Raw genomic sequence first — 12179 nt, 5'->3', positions numbered from 1 at the left:
TGTGCTTTCCAATATCACTTTTTTCACCTCCATTTGTTCTTCTGGTGAAAGATACGGTTGTTTTCCCGGAGGGAAATTACGCTGAAGAAGTTCAGCTATCCCACCTCGATTAAACATCTTGACATACGTAGAGACAGACTGGCGACAAATGCCCAGTACTTCTTGCAGCTTTTACCGTAGAAAAACCTTCAAGAATCAGCCGAACAGCCGTCACACGCTGCCGAAAAAAGGCATCAGAAATCGCACGCTCTTCCTTTCGTAACGCTTCACTCGTAAATCCGTGGGTGTTTGTAATCAGTGATTTTTTCATAACATAATCCGCTCCTTATCATTGTGATAATAGGAGCCAGTATTGCCAAATAACCGTTTGTTAAACCCTTAATCGGTAGCTATATAGTCTAACATCAAGAAATGTCTATCTCTGACATTGCCCGGCAGTTGGGGATTGATCGAAAAACAGTTCGTTAAGTATCTTGGGGAAAACTCTCCGCCTTTGAAAAAGAAACGAACGAGCCGAGGAAGTAAACTAGACCGTTATAAAAACTACTTGCATAAACGCATGATAAAAGAATGAGAAACAGGTCATTAGAGTTGGCCGCTCTCAATCCGCTTCTCATTTTGAGGTACATACTCGTTCGCTTTCTGAATATGACGAGCTCACCGAAGGTGAGACGTCATGATGGAGAAAATCGAAAAGTACTGTCAAAGATTAAATGTACCGACCATATGCGATGTGTGGTCGGAAGCAGCAGAACAAGCTGCCAAGAATAATGTACCATACTCTGCGTTTTTATTCAGCCTTCCATATACATAGTACTTGAAGCTTCGTCATGTGTATGGTGGGATATCAAGTGTGATTTATATAGTAGGACACACTCATGTGCTAATTCATTGATGTAATATCTAGTCGAATCATTTGAATTTTATTTTCTTCACACCAAAATTCGAGCGTTATTTGATTCTTTTTATCAATGTATCCTAAAATTTCAGCTCCTTGTTCTCGCCTCTTATAGTTGTTTTTACCATATAATTTAACAACTTTTTCCGAAAAGTCTCCTAGCTTAATTCCATTTTGGGTCACTAATTTTTTTGTGTTATTATCGTTAACAATGATTCTGACAATCTCATGGCTACCTTTGTCAGTAGCAATAATTAAACCATTTTTTAGACTGAAGTAGTCATGAGAACTATTCATATTTAAATAGTGAATCTCTCCATACTTTTTTATAAAATTTGACTCTTTAATATTTTCATGTAACTTTAATCCATTTATATTTTCTTTGCTTAGGTCGGTGCTATTAGTAATTAGTAAATAAACAGGTCGTGGAGCTAGTTGCCATTGAAAGATAATTAGATAAGTTGAGGTAATAACTAATACTACTAAAAAAATTATCTTTTTCAAATTCATCTCTTCCCATTATATAGACTTCAAATGTATAATTCCCATCATTTTGATTACCATTTCAATTACCAAGGGACACATAGAAATCTTGTCCATTCCATTTTTCTTCTTTACTGCGTACTGGTGCACTTACTACCATTTCGTTTGGATCAATTAGCCATGTGCGTGATATCTATTCTGCCTCTACACCCCCTCAAGCTTTGTCTCATTTTCCATATGTACCGTATTTATCCGGAAAACCCCATTGTCAATTCTCCAAATTCCTGTTTCAATCGGCACCTCTTTCCCCTCGCTATCCACTGTACTTCTCATGCTAAAATTATATATTCCTCACTACTACTTTACTTTGTCTGCATCCATTTTCCTAGTCTTGACCTTTATAAATTCTGGAAGTTTAGTATAATTGAAAGAAAAATAAGATAGACAAAGGAAATCAAAAGTAAGCTTTTATGATACATCATCATCTTTTTGAAAGGGGATGGGAACATGAAGCAAACCACACTCATGATTGATGCAGACCAGTTGCGTGAGATTGTTGTTCGTCTAGCAAATGATGTGGTGCGCGAACTGACCCAGAACCGGAAAGAAAAGATGGTGGATAAACTTGAGTTTCATAGTGCACTGCAAAAGAAACTTCTGGAATTAGCGCCGGATTTCTGCTGCTATGGGGAAAAAGAGCACCCGATTCCTAACGTACAATCCAACGATCGAAGTGGGAGAATTGATGTCGCCTGGTGGACGCTAGCCGATCGAGAATTGTTGGCCGTGTTTGAAATAGATTCCACCGTTCGCACAAAGTCTCTTCGTAAAATCCTGCATGCCAACTGTCCCTACCGCTTCTGGGTGTACTATGGAAGTTGCGAAATTCGAGATGTAATCGAAACATTGGATATAGAGCACAAAATTAAAATCATTGATTTTTCGATAGAGTTTGGAAAGAAAAAGCGAAAACCCTGAAAAATAATAAATGAACAGATTGTAGTGGAATTATGAACATAAAGAAAGAGGCGTATTTGCGCAACACGTCTCTTTCTTCGTTAACCATTACGTTTTCAACTTTTTCCCTGATGATGTTTTTGGAATTGCGCTTTTAGCTCATCCACCGTAACGCCTTTTTGTTTTGCCAGCTCTTCAAGGTTTACTTTTTGATGATGTGCAAAACGGAAATCTTTTGAAGGATGAGTTGTTTGTGTCGTTGTCTCTGCAGCAAAAACAGAGCTGAATGATGCAAGTGCGAATACAGCACCTAATGTTGTCGCAGCTACTTTCTTTTTCATTTTCATTGGTTCATGTCCTCCTATCTGCTTTTGTTTTTATCTTGCTTACATACATAATATAACCAATCAATGTGGGAAGACTGTCAAGCAATTGTGTAAAATTGTGAAAAAAAGAATGAACCAAGAGTGTTGATTATACAGTATGATCCAGGGCATCTAACTGTTGATGGCAATCAGAAAATGTACCGTTTGGCAATTAAGAGTATGCGCTTACCGTTCGAAATTTGAACTGTGTTTTCTGTTCTCAAGATACTTTTAGTAAAGAATATTATTGTATGTCGATGACATACTTAAAACATATCTTCTGCCAATAAGCATCCCCACTCCTTGGTTTCCCCATTGGAGCCACTTGTACAAAATCTTCCCTTGCAACGAAACGTAAAGAGATGATTCCTCATTATGCCTCATGATAAACTAAAGAAAAGCGAGGTGAAAACAATGAGCACACCAATGCAAAAAAATCTGGCCCAAAACTTTGATGTTGCCATGAAAAATTCTCTTAAAAAAACAAGGATAAAAACGCTTTAGTATGATAAAAGTTAGCAAAATGTTATCAAACGTAATTTTTCAGAATAAAAAAGAGCCGAAAACCCTTGATATTACTGGGGTCTCGGCTCATGCTTTTCGCTATTCAATTACACTTCCATAATGATCGGCAGAATCATCGGGCGGCGGCGCGTCTGCTCATACAAGTAACGTCCAAGAGAGTCGCGTACATTCGTTTTCAGCGATGACCATTCGTTTACATTTTCTTCCATACAACGGTTCAGCGTCTGGCTTACAATTCGATTTGCTTCTTCAAGCAAAGCTTCCGATTCGCGGACGTACACAAACCCGCGGGAAATAATGTCCGGACCCGAAAGAATCGTTCCGTTTTGTTTGCTCAATGTAACTACAACAACTAAAATACCATCTTGCGATAAAAGCTTCCGGTCACGCAAAACAATGTTTCCAACGTCACCGACGCCAAGTCCGTCGATGAGTACGATACCGGCTTGGACTTTCGGACCATAGCGGGCCTTGCCTCCGCTAATCTCAACGGTATCCCCGTTGTCAAGCAAGAAAATGTTCTCTGGCCGAACGCCGCATTGCTCGGCCAAAATGGCGTGTTGGCGCAGCATTCTAAATTCCCCGTGAATAGGAATGAAATACTTCGGTTTCATTAAATTCAGCATCAGCTTCAATTCTTCCGCACTGCCGTGTCCGGATACATGAATATGATTGCCATATATCACATCCGCCCCGATCCGGTACAACTGATCAACCGTACGCGCCACGTATTTCTCGTTCCCCGGAATCGGCGTCGCAGCAATCAGCACAGTATCCCCTGGCAAAATATCAGCTTTACGGTGCGCCGAACGCGCCATGCGGGTCAACGCCGACATCGGCTCTCCCTGACTGCCCGTGGAAAGAATAACTACCTTTTCCGCCGGGAGTTTATTGATTTCTTCCGGCTCTACCAACATGCCCTCCGGAACACTCAAATAACCGAGATCCATCGCAATATTTACAACGTTCACCATAGAGCGTCCGATAACCGTTACTTTCCGGTCATATAATGCGGCTGCATCAATAACCTGCTGAATGCGGTGGATATTAGAAGCGAACGTAGCGACAACGATTCGACCCTTACACTTGTGGAACTGCTCTTTAATCGCCTCACCGACTTCCCGCTCTGAACCAGTAAAGCCAGGGCGTTCTGCATTCGTGCTGTCCGACAACAAAGCAAGGACGCCTCGTTCCCCGATTTGCGCCATTTTTGCCAGATCAGCCACTTGGTTATTAACCGGCGTATGATCGAATTTGAAATCTCCGGTATGTACCACGTAGCCTTCCGGTGTATCGAGGCAAATACCTACGGAATCGGGAATGCTGTGGTTCGTCTTGAAAAACGTTGCCGTGAAGCAACCAAGCTTAACTTCCGATCTGTTGTCGATAAGATGCAGCTTAGCGCTTCCAAGAAGACCCGCTTCTTTCAGCTTCACTTCGATCAGTCCGAGCGTCAGTTTCGTGGCGTACACCGGCACATTAATATGACGCAACACATACGAGAGCGCCCCAATATGGTCTTCGTGCCCGTGCGTAATCAGAATGCCGCGTACCTTTTCCCTGTTCTCCTGCAGGTACGTAATGTCCGGGATAACGATATCGATACCAAGCATTTCTTCTTCGGGGAACTTAAGACCAGCATCGATTACCACGATGTCATCCGCGTACTGGACTACATACATGTTTTTGCCAATCTCGCCCACGCCGCCCAAAGCGAAGATTGACAAAGCTTTTTGGTTAAGTTTCGACAAATTCATTCCTCCTAAATATTCAGTTGTAGTTACAGCTCAACAAACAAAATATTCATAAAAAAACCGAACCAGTCACTTGTTAATATTATACATGATGCGTCAGAGAAAAAACAAGTGCTATCATCTGTTACTATGTACGCCTAGCATGCTAAATATGTAAAACAAAAAAAGAGCAGGAAGACGTTTCATACTCTCCTGCTCCTTTTTTCTACATTATTATTTAAATAGACCTTTCACATAGTCTCTCTCTTCTTCGGTAAGTTCGACGAGTGGTAGACGTACCCCGCCGACGTCAATGCCTTTAAGAGCGAGTGCCGCTTTTACCGGAGTCGGGTTGGCTGCAATAAACAGACCTTCGAATATCGGAAGCAGCTGTCGGTGCAATTGGCTTGCTTTCACAATATCGCCGTCCACAAACGCTTCAATCATCTCAGCCATTTCCTTGCCGATGACATGGCTCGCAACGCTTACCACGCCTTTGCCACCGATGGACATGCATGGCAGCGTCATTTTGTCGTCGCCTGTGTACAGCACAAAATCATCTGCTGTGCGTTCAATAATTTCAGCCATCTGGCTTAAATCATCGCTCGCTTCTTTAATCGCGATGATATTTTCCACATCGTTCGCGAGACGAATCGTCGTCTCCGCTTTCATGTTAATAACGGAGCGACCCGGAATGTTGTATAGCATAACAGGAAGCTTTGTCGTTTGTGCAATGGTTTTAAAATGCTGATAAAGCCCTTCCTGAGACGGTTTGTTGTAATACGGCACAACCAGCATAATACCGTCCACGCCGCACTCCACCGCTTTTTGCGTTAACTCGATCGAAGCCGCTGTATTGTTGCTGCCTGTGCCCGCAATCACCGGAATTCGTCCGCCTACAATTTCCACTACATGGCGATACAAATCGACTTTTTCCTGACCTGTAAGCGTCGGTGACTCACCGGTCGTCCCCCCCACCACAAGGGCCGTCGAACCGTTGGCGATTAAATGCTCAACCAATTCTTCGGCTTTCTTTTTGTCCACATTCAACTGTGCATCGAACGGGGTGACCATTGCCGTTACTAATCGTCCTAAATCAATCACAGTTATCCTCCTCAAAATTGTACCTTATCAAGGTCAAACGCTTTGTGCAACGCACGCACCGCACGCACCATATCCACTTCGCGGACAAGCACCCAGATCGTGGTATGGGAATCGGCAGACTGCAGAATCTGGATGTCTTCTTTCGTCAGCGCTTCAACGATGCGCGCCATAACACCGGGAACGCCAGCCATTCCGGCACCGATGACAGATACTTTCGCGCAATGGCGAGTCAAAAGTGGTTCATACCCCATCTCCTGTAAAATACCAACCGCTTTCTCTACTACTTCATCGCGTACCGTATAAGCGACGCCACGCGGATTGACGTTAATGAAGTCGACGCTAATCCCATTCTCAGCCATCGCTTTAAATACCCGCATTTGCAGATCATATTCGCCCTCTCTGGCCATCACTTTAATCTGTGTTACGTTAGGTACATGCGCAATACCTGTGATCAGCCGATCGTTCATTTCACCTGCCAAACGATTGACTTCCGCCACACTTGTCACAAGCGTGCCCTCGTCATCTGAAAACGTCGAACGAACACGAATCGGCGTATTTGTCTGCATCGCGATTTCCACCGCGCGCGGGTGAAGCACTTTTGCTCCTTGGTACGCCATGTTGCAAATTTCCGTGTACGTAATGGTAGACAGCGAGCGAGCTTCCTCTACAATCCGCGGGTCCGCCGTCATAATACCGTTCACGTCTGTAAAAATATCGACCATCTCCGCTTTCAAGGCGACACCCAGCGCTGTAGCTGACGTATCGCTGCCACCGCGACCAAGCGTTGTTGTATCCCATTCGGTCGTCCGGCCTTGAAAGCCGGTTACGATAACCACTTTGCCCTGTTCCAGTTCACGCTGAATGCGCTGCGGATTAATCGTTAAGATCTGGGCATTTGTATAGTCATCATTTGTCAAAATGCCGGCCTGGCCGCCTGTAAGTACAATCGTATCAAGCCCCTTGGCGTTTAGCATACTGGCCATCGTCGCGGCCGAAATGACCTCGCCGCACGCCATCAGCATATCAAGCTCCCGCTTACCGAGAGTGTTCCCATTTTCTTTAATCAAATCAAGTAAAGTATCGGTCGCGTACGGATCGCCTTTTCGCCCCATAGCAGATACAACGACGCATACTCTGTACCCTGTTTCCAGCGCTTTAAGAATGTGGTAAATCGCACGCTCTCTTTTTTCGGCGGTCGTCAAAGACGAACCCCCGAATTTCTGGACAATTATTCTCATGCTGCTCTCATTGCTCCTTAATTAAGTTCCGTTTCACAAGTTCCTCGGCGATTTGCACTGCGTTCCATGCCGCACCCTTTAACAGGTTATCGGAAACAATCCACATATGCAAGCCCCGCGGATTGTCAAGATCGCGGCGCAGGCGACCGACGAACGTTTCGACTTTATCAGCCGCATCGATCGCCATCGGATATACCTGTTCTTCGGGATTATCCTGAACAACAATGCCTGGCGCGTTCGCAAGGAGTGAGCGTACTTCCGCCAGGTCATAATCGTTTTTAAGCTCTACATATACGGACTCCGAATGACCTTTGATAACCGGAATACGTACGCATGTCGCAGCGACCGCGATCGAGTCATCAGAAAAAATTTTCTTCGTTTCGCGCACCATTTTCATCTCTTCATTCGTAAAGCCATTATCCAAGAACACATCAATTTGCGGAATGGCATTAAAGGCGATTTGATGCTTTTTCGGCAGTGATCCGACCGGCAATACTTCTTTTTTCACTTCTTCGCCGCGAATAATCGCTTCCGTTTGGTTGCACAGTTCCTGAATCGCCTTGGCCCCTGCACCGGATACCGCCTGATAAGTAGACACAATAATACGCTCAATTCCGTATTGTTGACGCAACGGCTCCAGAGCAACCACCATCTGAATTGTTGAGCAATTCGGGTTAGCGATAATACCATGATGCTCCTTGAGCGCATCCGCGTTTACTTCCGGTACAACAAGCGGCACATTCGGGTCCATGCGGAACGCGCTTGTATTGTCGATGCAAATCGCGCCACGCTTTGCCGCTTCCGGGGCGAGCGCCTTGCTTACGCTGCCGCCTGCGCTAAACAGGGCGATTTGTACGCCTTCAAATGCGTCCGGAGTCGCTTCCTCAATAACGATATCTTCTCCTTTGAACTTAACTGTCTTACCAGCCGAACGGGCGGAAGCCAGTACCTTCAAAGACGTAAGTGGGAATTGCCTCTCCTCCAGCATCTTCAGCATCTGTTCTCCTACTGCGCCAGTAGCACCTACAACTGCAACATGATATCCATTCTTTTTCTCCATCTTCCCCACTCCTTCGCATTTTACTGAACATATTGCACAGCCTACATAATATTTTTATAGATGAAAATAGCAAAAATTACTATTGCATATAGCGGTATTTCTCCACCAACATCGGTTGAAGCTGTCTTCCTTCGAGCGCCGCTTCGCACGTCTCCTTAAGCAGTTCCATGCGGGCGACAAGAGAATTCGGCTTTTTGTCCGGCGCATCCTGGCCGTACGGCACCATGTAAATATTCTTGGTTGCAACAAGTTTTGCAATATTCGCCGCATTCAGACCGAGTCCGTCGTTCGTCGATATCGCGATGACGACCGGCCGCAAGTTGCGAAGCGTTGCTTTTGTCGCCATCATTACTGCGCTGTCCGTCATTGCATTGGCAAGTTTGCTGATGGACGTGCCCGTGCAAGGGGCAATGATCATAAGGTCCAACTTTTTCGACGGTCCGAACGGCTCCGCGTCCACAATCGTCGAGATAATTTCATTTCCGGTAATCGCGCGCAATTGCGCCTGCCAATCGCTAGAATTGCCAAAACGGGTATCCGTCGTAGCCACCGTATGGCTAATAACAGGAATAATGTTCGCGCCTGCATCTACCAACCTTTGAATCTCTGGCATTACTTCTGCAAATGTGCAATGCGAACCTGTCAGCCCGAAGCCGATCGTTTTACCCTTGAGATCCATTTTGATTCCTCCCGTTTACCATTTGTTCAAAAACGAGACGTGACAGTATATTGGCAGTAATCTGTCCCGCTGTTTTCGGAGCAACGATTCCAGGTAAACCAGGAGCAAGGATCGCTTTAATCCCCCTCTTCTCCGCATACCGGAAATCGGTGCCGCCCGGTTTGGAGGCCAAATCAATAATTAAAGCGTGGTGTTGCATATTGGCAATCACCTTTGCTGTAATGACAAGGTGGGGGATCGTATTAAAAATCAAGTCCGCGTCATCAACATGTTGGCTTAGTTCATCGATATGGAATGGGGTCAATCCCATCTCGAAGATACGGGCCAAATCTGCCGACTTGCGGGCACCCACGCGCACGTGAGCACCAAGCGCGTGCAAAACGCGCGCCATGGATAAACCAACCCGGCCCAATCCGAGAACCAGACTGATAGAGTTATGAATAGTAAAATCAGTATTTTGGATTGCCATCATAAGCGCGCCTTCCACTGTGGGAATGGAATTATAAATCGCCACATCATCACGGTTCAGAAATTCCTGCAAACTGAGATTGTGAAGCGCAGCCATGTTTCTCAGAAAGCTGCGGGCCATCCCCGTATAAATGCAGCAGTGGGAAGGAAGCACCGTCAAAAGCTCTTCCGTTAATTGCAGGGGTTTAGAACAAAAAATACTTTCAACATACCCCTTATCGTCCGACCCTACAATCGGTAGAATCAAAGCATCCACATCGCGCAAGACATCAGCAGAAAGCGGACGCTTCACCGCTCCAGTGAAGTTGCTCTCCCAATTATCAAAGCCGATGAGGGTTACCGCGGCATCCAATTCGATAAATTTCTTGATGACTTCAAGCTGGCGGGCATCGCCCCCGATGAAGGCAGCATGAATTCCTGTCAGCATAAGATAACCCCTTTCAAACCATTTTACTGCAAACCTGCGCCAAGATAAAGCACAAAACGACCGCCGCAGCCATGGTTTCCCGAAATTCGTTGCATTTCTACCCTCATCGTATTCGTAGGTGCCCGGTGTGGTGACAAATGCCCACCCATCCTTTCCACTATTCTTTTATCAACGTTCCCGGCTTCATTTCGATAATAATCATTTCGCTTCCGATTTTACGGATGGCTTTCCACGGAATCATCATCTCTTCTTTTTTCTTGCCAAATCCAAGTAAACCGCTTGCCGGAATAATAATGGACTCGATTTTGCCCGTATCTGGATCAATAACCAGATCGGATTGCCCCACTACCCCCATTCGCTCACCATTATCCAAATCAATAATTTCTTTTCCGCCAAGTTCGCTGTACCGCATTGAACCGCCTCCCCGCATGCTGAATTTGCTTTTATACAATATAAATAGATAAAACAAGGGGAGGACATTCGTCTTTTCCACAATTAAAAAAAGAGGAAGAAAAACATCTCCCTCTTTCTTTACACTCCTGTATGTCCAAAGCCTCCGCTACCGCGCTCTGTTTCTTCAAGCCTGTCCACTTGCTTCAGATGCACGCGCGGCACCCACTGAAATACAAGCTGGGCGATGCGGTCTCCCCGCTCAATCACAAACGGCTCCGATCCGTGGTTAATTAAAATAACGCCGACCTCTCCCCGGTAATCCGCATCAATGGTACCGGGCGAATTCAGTGTGGTAATTCCTTTTTTGTATGCCAATCCGCTGCGCGGACGCACCTGTGCTTCCAAGTTCGCTGGCATCGCCATCGCAAAACCGGTCGGAATCAGCGCGCGCTCACCGGGCTGAAGCGTTACGGGAGCGTCTACCGCGGCTTTAAGGTCAAAGCCGCTCGCAAGCTCCGTCATTTTCTCAGGCAAACCAATGTCTTCGTTACCAGGAAAAACCGTGATCTTTACCGTTACATCTACATTAGCATCGTACAAAGATATCGCTCCTCATATAATCTGGAATTGCTTCAAGCGGACTAACAAGCGCCATTGCCATCGGCTGTGAAAAGATATCTTCCGCTACTTTTTTCACATTCTCTAGTGTAACATTTTCCACACGCTGAATCATTTCGTCCAGCTCTATATGACGCTTAAGTAAAAGCTCATTTTTGCCGAGACGACTCATGCGGCTGTTGGTGCTCTCCAAGCTCAGCATCAAGCTGCCTTTCAACTGCTCTTTCCCTTTCTTCAGTTCTTCGGCCGTAATCCCCTTGTCACGCAATTCGGCGACCGTATGTATCATTACGTTATATACTTCTTCAAGCTGCTTGGTCGCCGTTCCGGTATACAGCGTAAATGTACCTGCATTTTTAAATGCGGAATGGTAAGAATATACGGAGTAGGCCAACCCGCGTTCTTCACGTACTTCCTGGAACAGACGCGAACTCATACTACCGCCGAGCACGTTATTCATCAAAATTAACGAATAAATGTCCTTGTGTCCCACCTCATATCCGGGAAATGAAAGACAAAGATGCGCTTGTTCCGTATCTTTCTGCTTGCAAATCGCGCCAGCTGTAAAATCCGGTTTTACATCCGGTGTTAGTTCTTTAGTAACGCGCTTGTATCCGGAGAAATAGCGAGAAATTTCGCTAAGCAGCTTATCCGATACATTGCCTGCTACCGCAATCACTGTTTGCTCCGGCGTATAACGCGCCTCTATGTAACGGTGGATATCATTGCGAGTAAGACGATTCAGCACTTCCTCCGTGCCAAGAATACTGTAACCGAGCGGGTGGGTCTCATAACACGCCTTAGCCACGATATCGTGTACTAAATCGTCAGGTGTATCATCATACATGCGGATTTCTTCAATTACCACATTTTTTTCCTTTTGTAATTCCTGCTCATCAAATACCGAATTAAAATACATATCGGCCAAAATATCAAGCGCGACCGCCGCATGCTCATCAAGCACCCGCGCATAATAGCATGTATACTCTTTGGAAGTAAAGGCATTCACGTGTCCGCCAATTTGGTCAAATGCTTCGGCGATTTGTTTGGCCGACCGCGTTGCTGTGCCTTTGAAAAGCATATGTTCAATAAAATGAGAAATTCCGTTCCATTCTATGCTTTCAAATTTCGACCCTGTTCCGATCCAAACACCAAGGGCTACAGAGCGAACCGTTGGAATTTTTTCGATAATGACGCGCACGCCGTTTTCTAGCGTGTATTTTTCTATCAC

General features: G+C 45.3%; 14 protein-coding genes and 1 pseudogene. 2 read left to right on the top strand and 13 right to left on the bottom strand.

Annotated features, from left to right (window positions below; all coding sequences use genetic code 11):
- Window positions 1-109 precede the first annotated feature (109 nt).
- Window positions 110-310 (bottom strand): hypothetical protein, encoded by a 201-nt coding sequence (locus tag BLR88_RS01175; protein WP_091259652.1) that lies wholly within the window; start codon window positions 308-310, stop codon window positions 110-112.
- A gap of 101 nt (window positions 311-411) precedes the next feature.
- Between BLR88_RS01175 and BLR88_RS20000 the strand changes: the two are divergent.
- A pseudogene (locus BLR88_RS20000) lies at window positions 412-571 on the top strand (IS21-like element IS5376 family transposase); the annotation flags it as partial.
- Window positions 572-883: 312 nt separating this feature from the next.
- Here BLR88_RS20000 and BLR88_RS01170 read toward each other — a convergent pair.
- Both BLR88_RS01170 and BLR88_RS20295 read right to left on the bottom strand, forming a co-directional pair.
- Window positions 884-1402 carry a hypothetical protein gene (locus BLR88_RS01170; RefSeq protein ID WP_091259650.1) on the bottom strand — a complete coding sequence of 173 codons (519 nt, stop codon included), beginning with the start codon at window positions 1400-1402 and terminating at the stop codon, window positions 884-886.
- A gap of 183 nt (window positions 1403-1585) precedes the next feature.
- The gene (locus tag BLR88_RS20295) at window positions 1586-1714 is read right to left on the bottom strand and encodes a hypothetical protein (RefSeq protein ID WP_257721587.1); all 129 of its coding nucleotides are present in this window, start codon (window positions 1712-1714) and stop codon (window positions 1586-1588) included.
- 174 nt (window positions 1715-1888) lie between these two features.
- Here BLR88_RS20295 and BLR88_RS01165 point away from each other — a divergent pair, with 174 nt between their 5' ends.
- Complete coding sequence (locus BLR88_RS01165; protein ID WP_091259648.1) at window positions 1889-2359, top strand: hypothetical protein; 471 nt, start codon at window positions 1889-1891, stop codon at window positions 2357-2359.
- A 95-nt stretch (window positions 2360-2454) separates the two neighbouring features.
- Here BLR88_RS01165 and BLR88_RS01160 read toward each other — a convergent pair whose 3' ends face one another.
- The 10 genes from BLR88_RS01160 to BLR88_RS01115 form a co-directional block, all read right to left on the bottom strand.
- A complete protein-coding gene (locus tag BLR88_RS01160) occupies window positions 2455-2685 on the bottom strand; it encodes a hypothetical protein (RefSeq protein WP_091259646.1) in 231 nt (76 codons plus the stop codon).
- 629 nt (window positions 2686-3314) lie between these two features.
- A complete protein-coding gene (locus tag BLR88_RS01155; protein WP_217639368.1) occupies window positions 3315-4985 on the bottom strand; it encodes a ribonuclease J in 1671 nt (556 codons plus the stop codon).
- Between the two features lie 210 nt (window positions 4986-5195).
- A complete protein-coding gene (gene dapA / locus BLR88_RS01150; RefSeq protein ID WP_057898459.1) occupies window positions 5196-6065 on the bottom strand; it encodes a 4-hydroxy-tetrahydrodipicolinate synthase in 870 nt (289 codons plus the stop codon).
- Between the two features lie 11 nt (window positions 6066-6076).
- Complete coding sequence (gene dapG, locus BLR88_RS01145; RefSeq protein WP_057898458.1) at window positions 6077-7303, bottom strand: aspartate kinase; 1227 nt, start codon at window positions 7301-7303, stop codon at window positions 6077-6079.
- A gap of 7 nt (window positions 7304-7310) precedes the next feature.
- On the bottom strand, window positions 7311-8363 hold the full coding sequence (locus BLR88_RS01140) for an aspartate-semialdehyde dehydrogenase (RefSeq protein ID WP_057898457.1): 1053 nt from the start codon (window positions 8361-8363) through the stop codon (window positions 7311-7313).
- A gap of 79 nt (window positions 8364-8442) precedes the next feature.
- On the bottom strand, window positions 8443-9042 hold the full coding sequence (locus BLR88_RS01135; protein WP_057898456.1) for a dipicolinate synthase subunit B: 600 nt from the start codon (window positions 9040-9042) through the stop codon (window positions 8443-8445).
- Complete coding sequence (dpsA, locus tag BLR88_RS01130; RefSeq protein WP_091259644.1) at window positions 9026-9937, bottom strand: dipicolinate synthase subunit DpsA; 912 nt, start codon at window positions 9935-9937, stop codon at window positions 9026-9028. The genes BLR88_RS01135 and dpsA overlap by 17 nt, the downstream gene beginning before the upstream one ends.
- A gap of 157 nt (window positions 9938-10094) precedes the next feature.
- Window positions 10095-10349, bottom strand: a complete 255-nt coding sequence (locus tag BLR88_RS01125) for a YlmC/YmxH family sporulation protein (RefSeq protein ID WP_057898454.1) — start codon at window positions 10347-10349, stop codon at window positions 10095-10097.
- Between the two features lie 119 nt (window positions 10350-10468).
- Window positions 10469-10930 (bottom strand): dUTP diphosphatase, encoded by a 462-nt coding sequence (gene dut / locus BLR88_RS01120; RefSeq protein WP_057898453.1) that lies wholly within the window; start codon window positions 10928-10930, stop codon window positions 10469-10471.
- Window positions 10917-12179, bottom strand: a complete 1263-nt coding sequence (locus tag BLR88_RS01115) for a M16 family metallopeptidase (RefSeq protein ID WP_057898452.1) — start codon at window positions 12177-12179, stop codon at window positions 10917-10919. The genes dut and BLR88_RS01115 overlap by 14 nt, the downstream gene beginning before the upstream one ends.

Source organism: Aneurinibacillus thermoaerophilus, from assembly GCF_900099925.1.
Lineage (GTDB): Bacteria > Bacillota > Bacilli > Aneurinibacillales > Aneurinibacillaceae > Aneurinibacillus > Aneurinibacillus thermoaerophilus.
This window is presented reverse-complemented; position numbering and strand designations above follow the sequence as displayed.

Excerpts from the sequence above, each read along its gene's own strand:
- BLR88_RS01175 (WP_091259652.1), bottom strand. The coding sequence starts at position 310 with ATGAAAAAATCACTGATTACAAACACCCACGGATTTACGAGTGAAGCG.
- BLR88_RS20295 (WP_257721587.1), bottom strand. The coding sequence starts at position 1,714 with ATGAGAAGTACAGTGGATAGCGAGGGGAAAGAGGTGCCGATTGAAACA.
- BLR88_RS01165 (WP_091259648.1), top strand. The coding sequence starts at position 1,889 with ATGAAGCAAACCACACTCATGATTGATGCAGACCAGTTGCGTGAGATT.
- BLR88_RS01160 (WP_091259646.1), bottom strand. The coding sequence starts at position 2,685 with ATGAAAATGAAAAAGAAAGTAGCTGCGACAACATTAGGTGCTGTATTC.
- BLR88_RS01155 (WP_217639368.1), bottom strand. The coding sequence starts at position 4,985 with ATGAATTTGTCGAAACTTAACCAAAAAGCTTTGTCAATCTTCGCTTTG.
- dapG (WP_057898458.1), bottom strand. The coding sequence starts at position 7,303 with ATGAGAATAATTGTCCAGAAATTCGGGGGTTCGTCTTTGACGACCGCC.
- BLR88_RS01140 (WP_057898457.1), bottom strand. The coding sequence starts at position 8,363 with ATGGAGAAAAAGAATGGATATCATGTTGCAGTTGTAGGTGCTACTGGC.
- BLR88_RS01135 (WP_057898456.1), bottom strand. The coding sequence starts at position 9,042 with ATGGATCTCAAGGGTAAAACGATCGGCTTCGGGCTGACAGGTTCGCAT.
- dpsA (WP_091259644.1), bottom strand. The coding sequence starts at position 9,937 with ATGCTGACAGGAATTCATGCTGCCTTCATCGGGGGCGATGCCCGCCAG.
- BLR88_RS01125 (WP_057898454.1), bottom strand. The coding sequence starts at position 10,349 with ATGCGGTACAGCGAACTTGGCGGAAAAGAAATTATTGATTTGGATAAT.